Origin of the sequence: Parahaliea aestuarii (assembly GCF_008064635.1) — a bacterium.
GTDB classification, from domain to species: domain Bacteria; phylum Pseudomonadota; class Gammaproteobacteria; order Pseudomonadales; family Halieaceae; genus Parahaliea; species Parahaliea aestuarii.
On record NZ_VRYZ01000012.1, the window covers coordinates 1 to 19,427 of the forward strand.

A 19,427-nucleotide genomic window follows, 5' to 3' on the forward strand; every position below is an offset into this window, starting at 1 on the left:
GGACACCACGGCTTCCGAGTAACAATGCAAACCCCGCGTCGCTACGCTCCGATGGGTGGCAGCTTTGCTCCGGTCCGGGTGGCAGCCTTCAAATGGAATGGGTGGCAGACTTCAGCGGTATACGCACGCTGCCAGGGCGCGCACTTTGTCGGCCCGCTGGAATCCAGTGCAACGCTGGACGATATTCGCCATACGGTGGTGGCAGCGGAGCAGGGCTGGCGCCAGGCTATGGCCAAATGGGCTGACCAAGCAACCCAGTGACAGGCGCCAGAATGCTCGATCTTTCCGAAGAGGAAGAACTGCTTGTTGCCATCGGCACACTTCAGGTACAGCTAGACCACCTCAAAGCGCGCAATGCGGCGGCATTCGACCGAGTAATCGTGGCAGAAGGCCTGTTGCAGATGGCCATGGCGGGTGAGACCTGCAGCGCCCGAGATTGCCAGATCCTGCGAAACTGCATCCTGGCTTTCGGGTTCGAGGACGAATGGTGGCTGCAGCGCCAAGCCTGTACGCCGGAACAACTGGCGGCCGAATTTGAGTCATCGGATGCTGAGTTCCGTTTCCAGCATGGGATTGAGTTCCTGGAACGACCGGCATGAATTGCGCTAACACAGACAAAAGTGGAAGGTCAGGAAATCGAACAAGCCGACAGCACACCCCGAATACTGCACTATGCCTGCCAGCTGTGAATACCAAGAACTACAAATTGCAGCTAGCAATGCCTGTAGTGGGGCTGCTGAAGAAGTCGTTAATCTGAATTTAGCCGTGATTCTAATTCAGACCTGATGTCGCCAATCTTATATATCTTCGAAGATTTATGAGTACTAAAATGATGCACAATGTCTTTGAAAAAGCCCTTGATATGATAAAGCTGCATGATTTCGCTGCTCAGATCTTGCGCTGACTCGAACTCCATGAGCGTACGGATCTGTTGGGTTTGCTCAATTGCTAGCTTGCATCTCTCAACGATTGGCTTTTCGCTGGGATCGTACCCTGGATAGCAAATATCTCCGATAATCTGTAAGGCATCATCGATGAATCGTAAGGTCAGCTCGGGGAATCTGCTCAGGAAGTCCTCCATAAATGTTAAGTGGTTATGCCATGTGTTATTAATCATGGCATCACGCAAATTGTGTGCAGCGAGCTTTGCCTTTAGAAGGCGACTATTTAAATCCGTCGCCACTCTGAATGAGTCACTTTCAGGGTTCGCTTCCGGGTATATCGTGCGGTGAACATGCCCAACCCTTAATGCGCGACGTATTTCTTTCTGCCGATCATCAGCAAATCTTTCCCGCTCAGTTTTAGCATACTCTGTGAACGCAGAAAGATGAGCGAAGTAATTGGCGAACGTGTGCTGCGCTCTTGTCAGTTCTGTAAGCTCATGAGCGGCTCTTGCTGACTCCGCGGTCTGCTTTGCCAGTTCTTTGGTCTCAGCGACTTGGTTAGCCATCTCCTGTTTCTGCAAGGCCATAGCTTCGTTATTCTGTCCAAGTTCGTAGCTTTGCTGTAAATAGCCAAGCACAAGCCACAGCAACGCAACTGGGCCGACAATACCGGCGAAGAAGTCCCCCCATTCATTTAAGTCAAGATCGATGGTTCCGCTGCAAAGCCCTCCTAGAGTTACGCCAAACCAGAATGCAGCCCACCAGAACGTAGCCACCCATCCGCACCGAAAAAGATCCTTTTTATCATTCACGCTCACTCGGCCCCCACCAAGTACCCCAGCCCAAATCCCGCCAAAATGCCGATGAAGGCGCCCAGGTAGTAGGCCTGGTCGGTGGCGCGTTTGAGGTGCCTCTCAATGATTTTGGTGTCCACCAGGCAATCTCCTATTTCCTTATTTTGGCAGCGTACACAGATAGTCCAGTCCTTTTGAATTGCCCAATCTGATAGTGTGCTCCAATGGCCCCACCTGCACTCCCGAAGGCTCAGAGCGTATGATTGTAGTTCTGGCCCGGCGGGTAGCCTACATTTCCGGCACTGAGTCTCTTAGTGATGCTGGCGATTTGTTCGATCTCAAGTGCTATATTGACTCTTTGCCAAAAAAAATTCAATAATATGACCCTAATGCCAAATTTGGATGCAGGATTGATGGCTGAGTCACAAACTTTGAAGCAGATGCTGTTAGAGGATATTCCTCCAAATTTCGTAAAAGACCTGGTTGATGGCATGCCTGGGATTTACGCAGATACTTCCCAGGCAATGACCGCAGACCCTGGGCTTGGTGAGACCCAAGCTCGATATTGCCTTGGCTATTATCGGAGATCGCGGGTTGAGACTTTTCTCCAGCGGCTGGCAGTCAAGCATGGAATTAAACATGTTGAACGCCAGCCTGAAGGTGGTGGCCCCTCCCATATCAGTGTCTACGTAGGCCGGTTTGAGCTTGTAATGTGCCACGTGCCATCAGCGGACGGCTTTCCCCAGCACTCTCTCGATCGTCAAGAAGCGTCAAAAGCAAATGAGTTTATCGCACAGATGGATTGGGTTGGCGAGCCTGAAGCCCCTTCCACTAGTCGTTTGTATGGGGTGATCATTCATTCAGAGCAATATCGTCAGAAAGACACCTTCGGCCACATCAAGGTTGGATTCCCGAATACGGATTTCAACGCGTGGGTAGAAGCTCCCATTTGCCTCGTTGATATGCGCGACATCCAGGCTCGTCAGCTTGATGAAGTTGAAGATATTCAAGCTCTCGTTCAAAAGGATAGCGTCCGCTGGAAAACAGGGGCGAAGGAAGAAGATAGGAAAAGTGGTTAATGCCCGCGGTTGGAGTAAAAAATTTTATCGGCGAACGGCTGGTACAGGCGAAAAATGCCAGGGGCCTGAGTTCGGTAGCGTTATCGGATTTGGCGGGAATTTCGTCGAGCTCAATCTCGTTGTATGAAGCAAACAAGCAGAATCCTAAAGTTGAGACTGTAGAGTCGTTAGCGCGAGCTCTTAATGTTCCAGTAAATTTTTTCTTCAAGGACATTCAGGTTGATAGACCGGGGAAGCTGTTTTACAGATCAATGGCCGCCGCGACAAAGGCCTCCAGGGTTGTCTCGGAGGCAAAATACGAGTGGGCTCTCGAGACAGTCGATTACCTGCTTACATTTTTCGATCTCCCTAAACTAAATCTGCCAGACCAGGATGTCCCTGAAGATTTTAAGTCCCTGGATACAAATAGGATCGAATGTATCGCAAATGAGCTTCGAGCTTACTGGAATTTAGGTACGAGCCCTGTAGCGAGCATGACGCGTACGCTTGAGGCTAACGGCATAATAGTTTGGCGCACTAAATTTGGAGCTGAGACGCAAGACGCTTTTTCTGAATACAGAACGCCACATCCGTTCGTAATCCTTTCTTCGGATAAGCAGAACTACTTCAGGTCTCGCTTCGATGCGGCGCACGAGCTTGGTCATTTGGTGCTTCACAGGAACGTTGACAGGTCTACGTTGAACAAGTCGTCAGACCATAAGCTTATGGAAAGCCAGGCCCATCTTTTCGCAGGGGCTTTTCTGGCGCCTGCAGAAGCCTACTATCGCGATTTGTATGCAGTTTCTCTCGATGCATTTAGAGCGCTCAAGCCTAGATGGAATGTGTCGATTGCAATGCAGATTATGCGGGCGCGGCATCTTGGGCTTGTCACAGAACATGAGGAGCGGCGGCTTTGGATCAATATGGGGCGTCGGAAGTGGCGAGTATCTGAGCCGCTGGATGACTCGACTGAGCCAGAGTCCCCCAAATTGATCAAGCAAGGAATCAAGATGCTCATTGAAGAAGGGGTGAAAAGTCGAGAGCAAATTCTCGATGATTTATCGCTTCACGCAAATGACGTCGAAAACTTGATTGGGGAGCGAGGCTATCTTCACTTGGGTACCTCATCGCGGCCAGTCTTCAAAGCCTCTGCGGGAAAGGTCGTCCCGTTCAGGAAGAATTAGATTTGTGTCTTGGCAGTGGGCAGCTTCCCGGTGATTTCACCATTCGATCTCCTCACGAATGCATCTAGCCAGAAACATGCCTTGGACTGCCGCGCCAGGGTATGCTTCCTCGAGAACTTGCTTCATTCCCATAAATGTCGACCCAGTGGTCAACACATCGTCGAACACGATTATCGTCTGGGGCTCAATGCCGAGTAGTTCTCTGTGAATTTGATAGGTGGCGGCATGCTCGGCTGGATTAAGCCTGTCTCCTCCCGTATGGGCGGATTCGCGGTCTCCATGCTGAGTTACGAGTTCGCACACAGCCATTGATTCCCCTACTTGCAGTTGAGCCTTAGTTAGGACGTCGAGTACGCGGGAGTCGTACTCTGGATGAGTCTTAGACTTGGAGGGAGGGGCGGGGACAAAGACTACACCCTCTAGCCCTTCGGGGTTCAGTGCGCTTGCGACTTCCGATGCAAAGGTTCGAATTGCACTTAGTTTATATTTCCATTCAGGGCGGCCCTTTCTATCCATTCCCTTTTTGAAATTGGAGATCAAGTTGTTGGTGGCGCCAAAAGTATAGTCCTTACCAGCACAGTACTCGCGTAAATGTACGCAAACGCATTCTTCGTCTAGGTAGTAGTGATCACGGCGGTTGTGCTCGTCAATCAGTGAGAATCTGATTGGCATTAACGCAGTAGATCCAATATCTGGTCGAAATCTGAAATGCGGTGAGCTCCTTCGGAGGCAAACCTTTCAGGCCATGTTATGTTCGGATTTCTGAAGCAACTGTCCATGATAAGCAGCTTTCGACCTTGCTCAATCGCTGCTTTGGCTTGCACCAAGGTTCCAGAGGTCTCTCCTGCTTCTACGATAATGGTTGCTTGTGTCAGAGCAGACATTACTTTGTTGCGCTCCGGAAAGAACAGCCGGTTTACGTGAGGCCCTTGTTTTGAATAGCGCACGAATGGAACTTGAGAAACCAGAAGGAACTGGTCTCTAATCATTTGCTGTAGTGCCTTGTTGGCCGCCGGGTAACTATGGGATAAGGGTGTTCCAATGACAGCGATTGTTCTCCCATTCTCGGCGAGTGCGCTTTCGTGAGCGGCTGTATCGATACCCGCTGCGAGCCCGGAAACGACAGTGTAATCTGCCCGAGCTAGTAATGCCGCAACCTTCTTGGCCCGCCTCAACCCCTCAGGCGATGCCTCCCTGGAGCCGACCACGGCAACACATGGTGATTCAATAAGATCCCACCAGCCTTGGTAGTATAGGAGTTCAACAGGGTGTCGGGCATCGCGTAACCCGCCAGGATATTCTGCAGCACCATGTACTCGGATTCCGAAGGGGCCGACATTCTTTTCCCGAATAATATTCAGGGCCGATTCGCGATATTGTGCTGCTCGCGCAGGATCCACGAAATCGGTGGGTGTGCTTCCGGGGTGTTCTCTGAACTTATCCGCAATACGCTTGAACGTTGCGCCTTGTTCGTCCCAGAGCGCCTCATAAGCCCCCATCTCCTGGAGAGGAGAGATAGGTGTCGTGTCCCTGGGGGTTATTGCAAGTTGCATGGCAGCCTAAATCCGAAGTGAATGTCACTCTAGAGCATGCCGAGTCTTGAGTTCAACCCCAGCTCAATCTTACCTGTCTACTAGGCAGGCTGACCAACTGGTTAGGAGTGGCCCTGGCGGCACTGATTCTCTGCATTCCCCAACTTTATCTTGGCTTAATGCGACCAAGCTATTGGGCAGTCAATTGGGCTCGGGACTGTGACTATTCTGTGACAAGGCTAGAAAAGAAAAAGGGGTTGCATTGCTGCAACCCCTTTATTTATTGGCTCCGCCTGCTGGGCTCGAACCAGCGACCCATTGATTAACAGTCAATTGCTCTACCAACTGAGCTAAGGCGGAATGGCGTTAACCAGAGGTCGCGTATATTAATGACGGACCCCGCCCCGGTCAACACTTCGCGGCGGATTATTTTCGCAGTGGGTGCTGGAGGCCGGAAAGGCTGCAATCCTGCTCTAAGTGGATGATAATTAACGGCTAAATTTCGACCACTTGCAGTGCCGCCATGTCTAAAGCCTTCAAAGTCAGTTCCGCCTTCCAGCCCGCCGGGGATCAGCCCCGCGCCATCGAGCAGCTGGTGGAGGGGGTTCAGGCCGGGCTCGCCTCCCAGATCCTGCTGGGGGTCACCGGCTCCGGCAAGACGTTCACCATGGCCCATGTGGTGGAAAGACTGCAGCGGCCGACCATTGTGATGGCCCACAACAAAACGCTGGCGGCGCAGCTGTACGGGGAGTTCAAGGAATTCTTCCCGGACAATGCCGTGGAGTACTTCGTTTCCTATTACGACTACTACCAGCCCGAGGCCTATGTGCCGTCTTCCGATACCTATATAGAGAAGGACGCCTCGGTCAACGATCACATCGAGCAGATGCGCCTGTCCGCCACCAAGGCCCTGCTGGAACGGGACGACTGCCTGGTGGTGGCGACGGTGTCGGCGATCTACGGCCTGGGGGATCCGCAGTCCTACTTCAAGATGGTGATGCACCTGTCGCGCGGAGAAATCATCGACCAGCGCCATATCCTGCGCCTGTTGGCCGAACTGCAGTACACCCGCAACGATGTGGATTTCCAGCGTGGCACTTACCGGGTGCGGGGTGACGTCATCGATATCTTTCCGGCGGATTCCGAGCGCGAAGCGGTACGGGTGGAGTTGTTCGACGAGGAGATCGAGAGCATTACCTTTTTCGATCCTCTCACCGGCGCCGTCGAGAGCAAGGTACCGCGCGTCACCATTTTCCCCAAGAGCCACTATGTGACATCCCGCGACGTGATGCTGGGTGCGGTGGAGCAAATCGAGGCGGAGCTCGATGTGCGCCTCAAGCAACTGAATGAAGCGGGCAAGCTGGTCGAGGCCCAGCGCCTCGGGCAGCGGACCAAGTACGACATGGAGATGATCCGCGAACTGGGGTACTGCAACGGGGTGGAAAACTATTCCCGCTACCTCTCTGGACGCGCCCCCGGTGAACCCCCGCCCACCCTGTTCGAATACCTGCCGGACAACGCCCTGGTGATTATCGACGAATCCCACGCCACCATCCCCCAGATCGGCGCCATGTTCCGCGGTGACCGCTCGCGCAAGGAGACGCTGGTGGAATACGGCTTCCGCCTGCCGTCGGCGCTGGACAACCGGCCACTGCGCTTCGAGGAGTGGGAAAAACTCGTTCCCCAGGCGGTATTTGTCTCCGCCACGCCGGGGCCCTACGAGCAGGAGCACGCCGGGCGCACGGTGGAGCAGGTGGTGCGCCCCACCGGCCTGGTGGACCCGATACTGGAGGTGCGGCCCGCCAGCACCCAGGTGGACGATTTGCTGGCGGAAATCCGCACCGTCGTGGCGAAGCAGGAGAGGGTGCTGGTAACCACGCTGACCAAGCGGATGGCGGAGGATCTCACCGAGTACCTCGCCGAGCACGATGTGCGGGTGCGCTACATGCACTCGGACATCGATACCGTGGAGCGGGTGGAAATCATTCGCGACCTGCGCCTCGGCGAGTTCGATGTGCTGGTAGGTATCAACCTGCTGCGCGAGGGCCTGGATATGCCGGAGGTATCACTGGTGACCATTCTCGACGCCGACAAGGAGGGTTTCCTGCGCTCCGACCGCTCCCTGATCCAGACCATCGGTCGCGCCGCGCGTAATCTCAACGGCCGCGCCATCCTCTATGCCGACAGAATGACTGGCTCCATGGAGCGGGCCATGGCGGAAACCGAGCGGCGCAGGGAAAAGCAGCTGGCCTACAATTCCGAGCACGGCATTACGCCCAGGGGGGTGACCAAATCGGTACAGGATATTATGGAAGGGGCCCGGCGCATGCCCACCCGCGGCAAGGCCAAAGGCCGCAAGGTGGCGGAGGACAAGCTCGCCTACAGCGTTGATGAAGTTTCCCGCCTCAGCCCCGCAGCCCTGTCGCGCAAGCTCAAGCAGATGGAGGCGCAGATGCTGGAGCACGCCAAGAACCTGGAATTCGAGGAGGCTGCTGCCCTGCGCGACCAGGTGGCGGAGCTGAAGCAACTGGCATTTATCAGCTAGCGCTGCGCCCGCACTGGTCTATAGTCTGTGCATGTTCCTCGTCGACCAAGGAGAATAGCCATGACCTTCCGAATCCTCCCCGTCCTCCTGCTGCTGCTCACCGCCGGCGTACAGGCGAAGCCAGAGCTTATTGACTGCGATCCCAAGGATGCCGCGCGGAATGCCGCGATGAAGGCGACAGTGGGCGTTCACGGGCCCTGTGACGCCGGAAAAATGGCGGACCGGGCCAAGGATGATCTCGGTGACAAGGCCGACGATGTCCGTGACGACGCCGGTGACAAGATGGACGATATGAAGGACCGTCACGAGAAGCGCGACAAGAAACTGCGCAAAGACGACGAATAGACGCTTTCAGAGTCCGCCGCGGGGCAGGCGCAGGGCAATCATCACGCCGTCGCCCGCAGGCAGGTTGCGCGCCAGGACTTTGCCCCCCAGGTGTTCCACAATGGTTCTGACGATGTAGAGTCCAAGCCCCAGGTGGACGCCGGAGCGGGCCCGGTCCTCGCGCAGTGACACCATGGCTTCAAACAGCTGCCCCTGTAGATGTTCCGGCAGCAGCGGGCCGCGGTTGCAGACGGCCAGGTGCCAGTAGCGGCCCGCCTCGCCCAGGGACAGCTGGACGGTTTCGCCGGGAGCAGAAAACGACACGGCATTGTCCACCAGTTTGTCCAGCGCCTGTACCAGTAGATCGTCCGAGGCCAGGCAGGGTGCAGTATCGGCTTCACACTGCAGGCTGAAATGATAATCCGGCCAGGCGCTCTGGTAGGCCGGCAGCATCTGTCGCAGCAGCGACACCAGGTCAACCTCGGTCAGTACATCGCTCCGCACACTGTCTTCGATCTGGCTCGCTTCGGTCATGGCGGTCAGTATCCGTCCCAGCCGATCAAGCCCTTCCCGGGCCCTATCTACATAGACTTGTTGCGCGTTCGCGGTGGTATTGGCCTCCAGGTTGTCCAGGGAAGACTGGATCACAGCGATGGGGGTGCGCAACTCGTGGGACAGCTTGCGACTCAGGGTTTGCAGGTATTCGTTGTAGCCGCGCAGTTCTTCCAGCAGGCCGGCGAAGCGGCGCGACAGTTCCCCGACTTCGTCCCGGGCGCGGCTGCGGGGAAAGTTCTCGGTGACGATGTTGCCGCGCTGGGCGACCCGGCCGGCCGCCCGGCTCAGGCGACCGATGCGCCAGGAGAGAATGCTGGCGTAACCCAGCAGGCCGAGTGCGGCCAGGGCCGTGGCGAGCAGACTGTAGCCCAGCAGCTTGCCAAAGGCGCGGTCGGTCAGGGCCAGGTACTCTTCGCTGTCCTGGCGCAGCACCACGGCGCCGACAACAACACCGTCATTGCGTATGGGGGCGGCCGCTGACAGCGTGCTGCGCTGCAGGTCACCGTTTTCACGGTACCATTGGCTTGCAATATTACCCTTGAGAGCGGTGTCCAGTTCCGCCGCTACCATATGGCCATCGGCTTGTGTCCCGGGCAGGGCGGCGATGTCCTCCTGGGACAGGATGCGACGGTACAGCCAGCGCAGCAGCCAGAAGGGACGCTGCCGGGCGTCACTGATTTCCTCTGCTCTCTCCAGTGCCGCCACCGCGCCCAGTTGCCGCTGCTGCAGGTCGAACACGGCCAGATCCCGCCCCGGCTCGGCAAATGCGGACAACCCCTGCTGCAGCGGCTGTGGCGAATAGATCAGCCAGGGCGGCGCGGACTGTTCGAGGGAAGTGAAATTGCCCGCCGTCAGCGGCGCGCTGCGGTCGTCGACATCGACAATTTGCAGCCCGAGGCGGTGGCCGGTGATGTGCAGGGGCAGCTGCAGTTCGAGGGTGTAGCCCTCGCGGGTATCCTGCCACACGCCCTGAATCTGCGCCGGGTTGACGCCGGGGTGGCGACGGCCGGCGGCGCGGGCGCGCACTTCCCCCGGTGCCGCGGTGGCTATGGCGTAGTCCTGCCGCTTGCCGTCCAGCCAAGTGCGCAGGATCAGGCGGTCGCCATTGGGTTCGGGGGACAGCCCCGGGTTGTCATATACCACCTTGCGGTCGCTGACCGCGAGTAGCAGATAGAGCCGGCCCAGGCGGGTGGCCGCCTGATAGCGAAACGCCGGTGTTCCATCCCCTTTGTTGTTGGCGAATTCTCCACTCCACTGCCCGGGCCAGCCATCGGCATAGCCATCGACGATGATGGGTGCCGACGCAGTGCGGGCATAGAGGCTGCGTTCGGGTTCCGCGGTTTCCTTGAGGCGGGCGATATCCGGGTACAGGCGGTGGGGCTGGTCGGCAAAACTGGCCGCGACCGCCTGGGCGGTGGCTTCAAGGGCGATGACCTGAGCGTGGCGGAGGGTGCTTTCGGTTTCCCGGAGAAACTGGCTGCCGGCCCAGGGCAGTGCCAGCAGTAGCAGGCTGACCAGCAGCAGCTGCCGGCGCAGGCTCACTCGCGTTCTACCCAGCGGTAGCCCATGCCGTAGGCGGTTTCGATGGCGTTGAAGTCCTTGTCGACTGCCTGGAACTTGCGACGGATACGCTTGATGTGGGAAGTGATGCTGTTGTCATCCAGCACCACGCTGGCCGCCTCCATCAATTGCTGGCGGTTCCTCACATGGCCCGGGTGGCGGGCGAGGGCGTGCACCATCCAGAACTCCGTCACCGTCAGCTCAACAGCCAGCTGCCGCCAGCTGGCGGTCATGCGCTCCAGGTTCAGCGCCAGCGCCCCGCGCTCGACCCTGTGCTCGCGTACTTCCGGTGCGCGCAGGGCTTTCACCCGGCGCAGCAGGGCGGTGATGCGGGCGAGCATATGCGGCTGGCTGATGTTTTTGGTGAGGTAGTCGTCGGCGCCCAGGCGCAGCCCGGAAATGATGTCCAGTTCCGAGTCGCGGGCGGTCAGGAAGACGATGGGCAGCTCCGGCGCCAGGCTGCGCAGCTCGCGGCACAGCTCAAAGCCTCCTTCGAATTCATCCCCGAGTCCCACGTCAATAATGGCGAGATCCGGTAGGCGCTTGGAGAAGGCCTCGGTAGCGCTGCGGCGATTGTCGTACAGGGCAACGCTGAAGCCCTGGCGCTGCAGGGCATCGCGGTAGTTGGCCGCCAGGCTGGCTTCGTCTTCGACAATGGCAATGTGCTGCGGCATGGGGAGCGTCCGGTGAGCGTCAGCGCATGGTTCCAGAAAGGCCGGGCCAGCTCAAGCGCCTGCCACATTTCGCCATAATTGATCAGCGTCCGGCCCGATTTGTTGCGCTCCATTACCACATTGCTCCGCTGTAATGCCTGTAAATCCAGTGGAGAGCAGACAATGAAAACAGGGATTGCAGGGCAGAGTAGCGCGGGCGAACGGCATTGGCAGGCTATCGGGCAGTGGTTCTGCTTCAGGGCACTGCCTGCAGCGACAGGCCTGCTGGTGACGCTGTTGCTGGTGACAATTTCACCGGCACGGGCAGCGGGAGAACTGGGTGAGGACGGCGCCGGCCAGATGCGCTGGCACGACCGGGTGACAGGTACCTACCAGGCTGCCATTACCCAGCAGTCCAGCCTGGATGTACGGGTGGCCGGCATGCTGGCGGTGGTCCAGCTCGAGCAGGTGTTCCACAACACAACCCAGAGCTGGCAGGAAGGTATCTACAGCTTTCCCCTGCCGGAAGACGCCGCTGTGCGGCGGCTGGAAATGCAGGTGGGCGACCGCGTCGTCATTGGCAAGGTGCGCGAGCGGGAGGAGGCAAAGGTGCTCTACCGCCAGGCGAAGGCCGCGGGCAAGAAGGCCTCCCTGGTCGAGCAGCAGCGCCCCAACCTGTTCACCAACCGCATTGCCAATATTGCCCCCGGCGAGCAGGTCACGGTGCGCCTGCAGTATGTGCAAACGGCCCGCTACAACGCAGGGCGCTTCACCTTGCGCATTCCCACCACCCTTACCGCCCGCTATATCCCGGGCATTTCCCGTGTACTGCCGGAGGCCGATGCCCCGGCGCTGAGCGCCGTCGGTATGCAGGGCGAATACCCCGGCTGGTCCCTGCCCACCGACGAAGTGCCGGATGCGCCGGCCATTACCCCCTACCTCTATCCCCAGGCGGGTTCCGACAGCGCACCCCTGAATCCTCTGCACCTACAGGTAGAACTGGATGCCGGTATGCCGCTGGCCGAGGTGCAGGCGCTCTATCACGAGTTGAGCCTGGCGCGGGATGGCCAGCGTTACCGCCTGCACCTGGCCCACGGGCCGGCGGAGATGGATCGCGATGTAGTCCTGCAGTGGCGACCGGTCACCGGCGCCATGCCGCGCGCGGCGCTGTTTACGGAGCAGCTGGGCGAGGAGACCTTCGGTCTGCTGATGGTGTTGCCGCCAGAGCTGGCCCCGCAGCAGGCGAACCTGCCGCGGGAGGTGGTGTTTGTGGTGGATGTGTCTGGTTCCATGGCGGGCGTGTCGATCCAGCAGGCCCGCGAGGCCCTGGCCCTGGCGCTGCGGCAGCTGCGCCCGGGTGATCGCTTCAACATTCTCGCCTTTGATGACAATGTGCGGCCCCTGTTTGCCAGCGCGGTTCCTGCCACCCGCCACCACCTGGCGCAGGCCGGCGAATTCGTGCGCCAACTCGCAGCGGGGGGCGGCACGGAAATGCGTCCCGCACTGGAGCGGGCGCTGGCATCCACTGCGGAGGAGGAGACCCCATTGCTGCGGCAGGTGATCTTCATCACCGATGGCGCCGTGGGCAATGAGCAGGCGCTGTTCGAACTGATCGAGCAGCGCCTGGGCCGCAGTCGCCTGTTCACGGTGGGCATCGGTTCCGCGCCCAATCACTGGTTTATGCAGCGCGCGGCACAGGCCGGGCGTGGATTCAGTGTGCAGGTTGGCGATGTGGGCGAAGCTGCCGGGGCGATGACCGAACTGTTCGCCCGTATCGCCGCCCCACTGGCAGCGGATGTGAGGGTGGAGTGGCCGCAGGCGGTGGAGGCCTGGCCGGAGCGGGTGCCAGACCTCTACCGCGGGCAGCCGCTGATACAGGCGGTGCGCTTTACCGATGCCCTGCCGGCGGGGGAGGTCACGGTGTCTGCGGTTCTGGTGGGCGAGTCCTGGCAGACGACCATGCCTGTGCCGGCCCAACCGGGCAATACCCGGCACGAGGGCGTGGCCAGCGTCTGGGCGCGCAGCAAAATCGCCGGACTCATGGCCCTGAAATCCGCCGGCCAGCCGGAGGAGGGCATTCGAACCCGGGTGCTGGAAGTCGCCCTCGCGCATCAGCTATTGAGCCCGTACACCAGCTTCGTGGCGATTGAGGAGCGTGTGTCCCGCGAACCCACCACGCCGTTGCGCAGTGGCGCGGTACCCAATACCCGGCCCCGCGGCCAGGGCCACCAGCCCTATGCCTATCCCAACACCGCCACCACCGGCCCGGCCAAGGCATTCATGGGTTGCTTCGCCCTGTTCATCGCCCTGCTGGTGCATGTCATGCGCCGCCCGGAGGAAGACCGTGTTTGAGCGCTGTCGCGGCTGGCTGTTGATTGCCCTGTGCACCCTGGCGCTCAAAGAGCTGGCGGGCGCCGGATTGATCTATGCCAAGGCGGCGCTGGCGCCGCACCTGATGGCGCGGGCCTGGGCGGCCACGCTGGCCGAGGGCGGCGTGCACAAACCCTGGCCCTGGGCCGATACATGGCCGGTGGCGCGCTTGCGGGTGCCGCAATTGGGCATTGACCAGTTTGTGCTGGCCGGTGCCAGCGGCAATGCCCTGGCCTTCGGCCCCGGGCTGGATGCCGCCGGCTCAGCACCCGGGGCGGGTGGCACGGCGGTGATCGCCGGCCATCGCGACACCCATTTCCGCTTTCTGCAGCAACTGTCGCCGGCCATGTCACTGAGCGTTGAACTGCCCGACGGCCGGCGGGTGCAATACCGGGTGACGGAATCCCGTGTGGTGGACAGCCGCCTGCCGGTGTCAGCCCCGGCGCGGCAGGGGCCGGAACAGCTGGAACTGGTCACCTGCTACCCCTTCGATGCCATTCGCGCAGGTGGGCCCTTGCGCTACATCGTCAGTGCCCAGCCAGCGCCCGGGCAATGGCAGGCCCATTCTTCTTTTTCCGCAGAACATGGAGTGATCCCGCTATGAAACACCTGTCATGCCAGCGCACGCTCGCTGTGTATCAAACCCTGGTTCCCCCTCAACTCGCCGCCCTGAAGGGAGCCGCCTGGCGCCGCATTGTGCCGGGTCAGGGCGGCGAGTACTTTTGCCAGCTCAAACTGCAGCAGCGCTACGCGGAGATGATCGCCCGGCAGTGGGCGGTGCCCGCCTGCGGCGCCGGTTACGTGGTGCGGCTGATCCTGCCACTGAGGGCGCTGGCGAACTACGACCTGGGTAGCGTGGCCTACGACGAGCACCTCGAGTACCAGGTGCCGACCTGTGAGTTGCCGCAACTCAGCCGCAGCCTGGTGGGGCAGGTTGAGTTGGTGTCGGTGTTTCGGGAGCATGAAAGTTACTCGATTCCCCACCACTGTGAGCCCTTGGTAGCCCTGATGGGCGACTGCCACGCCTTGGAAAATCAGCGTCGGCCCGCGCCGGCATGACGGGGGATGGCCTTACACAAGACCGCTGATCTGGTCACCCGGTTCTACCCTGCGGTTTTAGCGGGCGTCCAATTTCCTGCTGAGGGCGGGCTGTGCTACCATCCCGGCCCTCAAAAATTCCGTCTGGCGGGGCTGCTTTGCTTGCCGCCGACTGAAGCTGACTCACGTGGCCTTTAGTAGGGGTCACCACTGACACCAGGAAAGCTCATGCCTGTTATTACCCTGCCCGATGGCTCCCAACGTACTTTCGATGCTCCTGTCACCATTATGCAGGTAGCCGAGGATATTGGCCCCGGACTCGCCAAGGCGACCCTGGGCGGACGCGTTAACGGTGAGCGCCGCGACACCTGTGACCTGATCGAAAACGACGCGGAGCTGACCCTGTTCACCGCTCGCGACGAGGACGGCCTGGAGATCATCCGCCACAGTTGCGCCCACCTGATCGGTCACGCGGTAAAGCAACTGTGGCCCGATGCCAAAATGGCCATCGGCCCCACCATCGAAAACGGTTTTTACTACGATATCGATCTCGAGCACCGTCTCACCGAGGCGGATCTCGAAGCGATTGAAAAGCGTATGCAGGAGCTGGCGGCCACTGAGTACAGCGTGGTCAAGGAAAAGGTGGACTGGCAGCGTGCCTACGATACCTTCAAGGAGCGCGGCGAGCCCTACAAATTGGAAATCCTGGAACAGGACATTGACCGCGGCGACCGCCCGGGCCTGTACTTCCATGAGGAATACGTCGACATGTGCCGCGGGCCGCACGTGCCGAACATGCGGCACTGCCAGCATTTCAAACTGATGCGGGTGTCCGGCGCCTACTGGCGCGCCGACCAGAGCAACAAAATGCTGCAGCGGATTTACGGGGTGGCCTTTGCAGACAAGAAGGCACTTAAATCCCATCTGCAGTTCCTGCAGGAAGCGGAAAAGCGCGACCACCGCAAGATTGGCAAGAAGCTCGGCCTGTTTCACATCCAGGAAGAGGCCCCCGGCATGGTGTTCTGGCACCCGGCGGGCTGGAGCATTTACCAGACCATAGAGCAGTACATGCGCAGGGCCCAGCAGCAACACGGCTACCAGGAGATCAAAACACCGCAGCTGGTGGATCTGTCCCTGTGGCAGCGTTCTGGTCACGCGGACAAGTTCGGTGATGACATGTTCCTGCTGGGCAGCGATGAGCGGGAGTTTGCGGTCAAGCCGATGAACTGCCCCTGCCATGTGCAGGTCTTCAACCAGGGCCTGAAGTCCTACCGCGACCTGCCCCTGCGCCTGGCCGAGTTCGGTTCCTGTCACCGCAACGAGCCCTCCGGCTCCCTGCACGGCATTATGCGGGTGCGCGGCTTTACCCAGGACGACGCCCATATCTTCTGTACCGAAGAACAGATCCAGCCGGAAGTCTCTTCCTTTATAGATGTCCTGCACGATGTCTATGAAGACTTTGGTTTCAGCGAGGTGATCTACCGCCTGTCGACCCGTCCCGAGCAGCGGGTGGGTTCCGACGCCGACTGGGATCGTGCGGAAAAAGCCCTGGCCGAAGCCCTGGACAATCACAAACTGCCCTGGGAAGAGCTGCCGGGGGAGGGCGCCTTCTACGGGCCGAAGATCGAATTCTCGCTCAAAGATTGCATCGGCCGGGTGTGGCAGCTGGGCACCATCCAGGTGGATTTCTCCATGCCGGGCCGGCTTGACGCCCAGTATGTCGCCGAAGACGGCTCGCGCCAGGTGCCGGTGATGCTGCACCGGGCCATTCTCGGTTCCTTTGAGCGCTTTATCGGTATCCTGACCGAGCACTACGAGGGGGTGTATCCCACCTGGTTGGCGCCCACCCAGGCCGTTGTGTTGAATATTACCGATAAACAGTCCGATTACGCCCAAAAGGTGGAAGAATCCCTGACGAACAAAGGGTTTCGGGTCATTTCGGACTTGAGAAACGAAAAAATCGGCTTTAAAATCCGCGAGCACACAATTCAGAAGGTCCCCTACCTCCTTGTGGTGGGGGATAAAGAAGTTGAAACACAGACAGTGGCCGTGCGGGCCCGTCGCGGTGAGGATATGGGATCGATGGATCTCGAGGCGTTTTGCGCCCACCTCGCGGATGACGTGGCGCGACGCGGCCGTATTTTAATGGAAGTGGAGAATCAGCATTAAGAGAGACAGTAGCAAAGGCGCCTCCAAGAAGGCCCTCACCAACGACCAGATCACCCATGACCCGGTTCGCCTGATTGGCGCCGATGGTGAGCAGGTAGGTATTGTGCCTCTGAGTGAGGCCAGGGCCGCGGCGGAAGCCGCCAGTATGGATCTCGTGCTTATTGCTGATTCCGATCCCGCAGTCTGCAAGATCATGGACTACGGGAAGCACGTCTTTGAGGCGAAGAAGCAGAAAGCTGCTCAGAAGAAGAAGCAGAAGCGGACGCAAATCAAGGAAATGAAGTTTCGTCCAGGGACGGAAGAGGGAGACTATCAGGTAAAACTGCGCAACCTGACGCGTTTCCTCGAAAACGGCGACAAGGCCAAAGTCACACTGCGTTTTCGCGGTCGTGAAATGGCTCACCAGGAAATTGGCCTGGAGTTGCTCAAGCGGGTTGAAGCCGATCTCATCGAGCTCGGTTCCGTGGAGCAATTCCCGAAAATGGAAGGCCGCCAGATGACCATGGTGATCGCCCCGAAGAAGAAGAACTAGGGCCCGTGAATGCCTTAGTGCTTCGTTTTATCAACTCGCAAATGCGGAGTGTTTATTATGCCTAAAGCAAAAATTCACAGCGGGGCTGCCAAGCGTTTCAAGAAAACCGCCGGCGGCTACAAGCGCAAAAGCGCTAACAAGAGCCACATCCTGACCAAAATGACCACCAAGCGTAAGCGTCAGCTGCGTGGAACTTCAATGATCCATGCTAATGACAAAGTGCTTATCGACCGCATGTTGCGGGCGCGCTAACGGACCATTTGGAGAATAGGAGAAGACTATGCCTCGCGTAAAACGTGGTGTGGTGGCTCACCGCCGTCACAAGAAAATCCTGAAACAGGCCAAGGGTTACTATGGTGCCCGCAGCCGTGTGTTTCGTGTTGCCAAGCAAGCCGTTACCAAGGCTGGCCAGTATGCATACCGTGACCGTCGTCAGCGCAAGCGTCAGTTCCGCGCGCTGTGGATCACGCGTATCAACGCCCAGTCCCGCGCTAACGGTTTGAGCTACAGCCGCCTGATCAATGGCCTGAAGAAGGCCGACATCCAGCTGGATCGCCGCGTACTGTCGGACCTGGCTGTGCATGACAAGCCGGCCTTTGCAGCGATCGTGGAGCAAGCGAAGGCCGCGCTGGCCTAAGCCCACCCCTGCTGCGGTGTTGGTTTAAACCGCAGATCGCTGGCTACACTGTAGGACAAGAAGGGAAAGGGCTCTGCTCTTTCCCTTCTTTTTTGGCTAATTGGTTTGTGCTGCTTATTGTAGCCACTCCATGAGGCATTCCCGCGCAGGCGGGATTCCATTTTTGGCATTACCGGGCGATTGGTTGGACCTTCTGTTGGGCTTCGTCGCCCGCCCAGATCATCCCCGAGGGGGTTCGCGGACTCGCCGTGAATACATCCGTGTAGGCTCTTCAGCGGCATCCATGCCGCTGACGGTCCGCTAACCCCCTCGGGAATGCTCTGTGCTCTACTGCGGAAGGAATTGCTCTGCGCACTTCGAAGCGTAATTGGTCGAAGTGCAGTGGTAGCGCCGGTGTGCAGGGGAGCCTCGCCGGACCGTTGGCAGCATGGATGCTGCCAAAGAGCCTACATGGACGTATTTACGGCGAGTCCGAAGAGGCTCCCCTGCGCGCCGGTGCGGCAATTTGGCACCGAATAGTAATCGAGTAAACAAACACAGAAACCTCGAGACCAGAATATGGAAAACCTCGAACAACTCGCCGCCGAAGCCCGGAGTAAAATCCAGGCCGCAGACGACAGCGCCACCCTCGAGCAGCTGCGCGTCGACTACCTCGGCAAAAAAGGCCAGATCACCGCGCTGCTCAAAAGCCTCGGCAAGCTCAGCGCCGAAGAGCGCCCCGCCGCCGGCGCCCAGATCAACGTCGTCAAACAGGAACTGCAGGAACTCATCGGCGAACGCAAGCAGGCCCTGGAGTCCGCCGCGGTGGAGGCCAAACTGGCCGCAGAGACCATCGACGTCAGCCTGCCAGGCCGCGGCCAGAGTACCGGTGGTATCCACCCGGTGACCCGCACCATCGAGCGTATCGAAGACTTCTTCAGCAGCATAGGTTTCGATGTAGTGGAAGGCCCGGAGATTGAGGACGACTATCACAACTTCGAAGCGCTCAACATTCCCGCCCACCACCCGGCGCGGGCCATGCACGATACCTTCTACGTGGACCCGACCACGGTACTGCGCACCCACACCTCGCCGGTCCAGGTGCGGGTGATGGAAACGGAAAAGCCGCCGCTGCGGGTGATCTGCCCCGGGCGTGTCTACCGCTGCGACTCCGACCTGACCCACACGCCCATGTTCCATCAAATGGAGGGGTTGTTGATCGATGAGCATTCCAGCTTTGCCGACCTCAAGGGGCTGATAGAAGAGTTTCTGCGCGTGTTCTTCGAGAAGGAACTGGCGGTGCGCTTCCGGCCGTCCTATTTCCCTTTCACCGAGCCCTCCGCGGAGGTCGATATCCAGTGCGTGAACTGCGGTGGCAGCGGTTGCCGGGTGTGCAGCCAGACCGGCTGGATCGAGATCATGGGCTGCGGCATGGTGCACCCGAGCGTGTTTGAGTCCTCCAATATCGATCCGGAAAAATACTCCGGGTTTGCATTCGGTATGGGGATGGAGCGTCTCGCCATGCTGCGCTACGGCGTGAACGACCTGCGCCTGTTCTTCGACAATGACCTGCGGTTCCTCGAGCAGTTCTGAAGCAGACCACGGAGTACTAA

19 protein-coding genes and 1 tRNA gene are annotated in these 19,427 nt (G+C 59.1%); 14 read left to right on the forward strand and 6 right to left on the reverse strand.

Annotated elements, in window-relative coordinates; genetic code table 11:
* Nucleotides 1-261 (forward strand): hypothetical protein (locus FVW59_RS19650; protein WP_222711578.1); only part of this gene is annotated, 261 nt, incomplete at its 5' end.
* An 11-nt stretch (nt 262-272) separates the two neighbouring features.
* Nucleotides 273-599 carry a hypothetical protein gene (locus FVW59_RS19655; protein ID WP_187275985.1) on the forward strand — a complete coding sequence of 109 codons (327 nt, stop codon included), beginning with the start codon at nt 273-275 and terminating at the stop codon, nt 597-599.
* Nucleotides 600-748: 149 nt separating this feature from the next.
* Here FVW59_RS19655 and FVW59_RS19160 read toward each other — a convergent pair whose 3' ends face one another.
* Nucleotides 749-1,702, reverse strand: coding sequence for a hypothetical protein (locus tag FVW59_RS19160; protein WP_187275986.1), 954 nt, complete (start codon nt 1,700-1,702; stop codon nt 749-751).
* A gap of 290 nt (nt 1,703-1,992) precedes the next feature.
* On the opposite strand from FVW59_RS19160, the gene FVW59_RS19165 reads away from it, so the two are divergent.
* Complete coding sequence (locus FVW59_RS19165) at nt 1,993-2,757, forward strand: hypothetical protein (protein WP_148065999.1); 765 nt, start codon at nt 1,993-1,995, stop codon at nt 2,755-2,757.
* Complete coding sequence (locus FVW59_RS19170; RefSeq protein ID WP_148066000.1) at nt 2,757-3,920, forward strand: helix-turn-helix domain-containing protein; 1,164 nt, start codon at nt 2,757-2,759, stop codon at nt 3,918-3,920. Before FVW59_RS19165 ends, FVW59_RS19170 begins: the two co-directional genes overlap by 1 nt.
* Before the next feature lie 36 nt (nt 3,921-3,956).
* Here the strand turns inward: FVW59_RS19170 and FVW59_RS19175 are convergent, their stop codons facing one another.
* From FVW59_RS19175 to FVW59_RS19185, 3 genes are all read right to left on the reverse strand, one after another.
* Nucleotides 3,957-4,592 (reverse strand): phosphoribosyltransferase, encoded by a 636-nt coding sequence (locus tag FVW59_RS19175; RefSeq protein WP_148066001.1) that lies wholly within the window; start codon nt 4,590-4,592, stop codon nt 3,957-3,959.
* On the reverse strand, nt 4,592-5,473 hold the full coding sequence (locus FVW59_RS19180) for a DNA-processing protein DprA (RefSeq protein ID WP_148066002.1): 882 nt from the start codon (nt 5,471-5,473) through the stop codon (nt 4,592-4,594). Before FVW59_RS19180 ends, FVW59_RS19175 begins: the two co-directional genes overlap by 1 nt.
* Nucleotides 5,474-5,736: 263 nt before the next feature.
* Nucleotides 5,737-5,812: transfer RNA gene (locus FVW59_RS19185), tRNA-Asn, on the reverse strand.
* A 163-nt stretch (nt 5,813-5,975) separates the two neighbouring features.
* Here FVW59_RS19185 and uvrB point away from each other — a divergent pair.
* Together uvrB and FVW59_RS19195 are read left to right on the forward strand one after the other, a co-directional pair.
* Nucleotides 5,976-7,997, forward strand: a complete 2,022-nt coding sequence (uvrB, locus tag FVW59_RS19190; protein ID WP_148066003.1) for an excinuclease ABC subunit UvrB — start codon at nt 5,976-5,978, stop codon at nt 7,995-7,997.
* A 60-nt stretch (nt 7,998-8,057) separates the two neighbouring features.
* Nucleotides 8,058-8,342: a hypothetical protein gene (locus FVW59_RS19195; protein WP_148066004.1), complete on the forward strand. Its 285-nt coding sequence runs from the start codon at nt 8,058-8,060 to the stop codon at nt 8,340-8,342.
* A gap of 6 nt (nt 8,343-8,348) precedes the next feature.
* On the opposite strand, the gene FVW59_RS19200 is transcribed toward FVW59_RS19195, so the two are convergent.
* Entirely contained in the window at nt 8,349-10,418 is a 2,070-nt protein-coding gene (locus tag FVW59_RS19200) for an ATP-binding protein (RefSeq protein WP_148066005.1), read from the reverse strand.
* Complete coding sequence (gene pdsR / locus FVW59_RS19205) at nt 10,415-11,110, reverse strand: proteobacterial dedicated sortase system response regulator (RefSeq protein ID WP_148066006.1); 696 nt, start codon at nt 11,108-11,110, stop codon at nt 10,415-10,417. The genes FVW59_RS19200 and pdsR overlap by 4 nt, the downstream gene beginning before the upstream one ends.
* 162 nt (nt 11,111-11,272) lie before the next feature.
* On the opposite strand from pdsR, the gene FVW59_RS19210 reads away from it, so the two are divergent.
* From FVW59_RS19210 to pheS, 8 genes are all read left to right on the forward strand, one after another.
* Entirely contained in the window at nt 11,273-13,441 is a 2,169-nt protein-coding gene (locus FVW59_RS19210) for a marine proteobacterial sortase target protein (RefSeq protein ID WP_148066007.1), read from the forward strand.
* Nucleotides 13,434-14,063 carry a class GN sortase gene (locus FVW59_RS19215; RefSeq protein WP_246139801.1) on the forward strand — a complete coding sequence of 210 codons (630 nt, stop codon included), beginning with the start codon at nt 13,434-13,436 and terminating at the stop codon, nt 14,061-14,063. The genes FVW59_RS19210 and FVW59_RS19215 overlap by 8 nt, the downstream gene beginning before the upstream one ends.
* Nucleotides 14,060-14,518 (forward strand): hypothetical protein, encoded by a 459-nt coding sequence (locus tag FVW59_RS19220; protein WP_148066009.1) that lies wholly within the window; start codon nt 14,060-14,062, stop codon nt 14,516-14,518. Before FVW59_RS19215 ends, FVW59_RS19220 begins: the two co-directional genes overlap by 4 nt.
* 207 nt (nt 14,519-14,725) lie before the next feature.
* Nucleotides 14,726-16,666 (forward strand): threonine--tRNA ligase, encoded by a 1,941-nt coding sequence (gene thrS, locus FVW59_RS19225; RefSeq protein ID WP_148066010.1) that lies wholly within the window; start codon nt 14,726-14,728, stop codon nt 16,664-16,666.
* The gene (infC, locus tag FVW59_RS19230) at nt 16,662-17,198 is read left to right on the forward strand and encodes a translation initiation factor IF-3 (protein WP_148066011.1); all 537 of its coding nucleotides are present in this window, start codon (nt 16,662-16,664) and stop codon (nt 17,196-17,198) included. Before thrS ends, infC begins: the two co-directional genes overlap by 5 nt.
* A gap of 57 nt (nt 17,199-17,255) precedes the next feature.
* Complete coding sequence (rpmI, locus tag FVW59_RS19235) at nt 17,256-17,450, forward strand: 50S ribosomal protein L35 (protein ID WP_148066012.1); 195 nt, start codon at nt 17,256-17,258, stop codon at nt 17,448-17,450.
* A 28-nt stretch (nt 17,451-17,478) separates the two neighbouring features.
* Nucleotides 17,479-17,835, forward strand: coding sequence for a 50S ribosomal protein L20 (gene rplT / locus FVW59_RS19240; protein WP_116368735.1), 357 nt, complete (start codon nt 17,479-17,481; stop codon nt 17,833-17,835).
* A 558-nt stretch (nt 17,836-18,393) separates the two neighbouring features.
* A complete protein-coding gene (gene pheS / locus FVW59_RS19245) occupies nt 18,394-19,407 on the forward strand; it encodes a phenylalanine--tRNA ligase subunit alpha (protein ID WP_148066013.1) in 1,014 nt (337 codons plus the stop codon).
* The last annotated feature ends 20 nt before the right edge of the window (nt 19,408-19,427 follow it).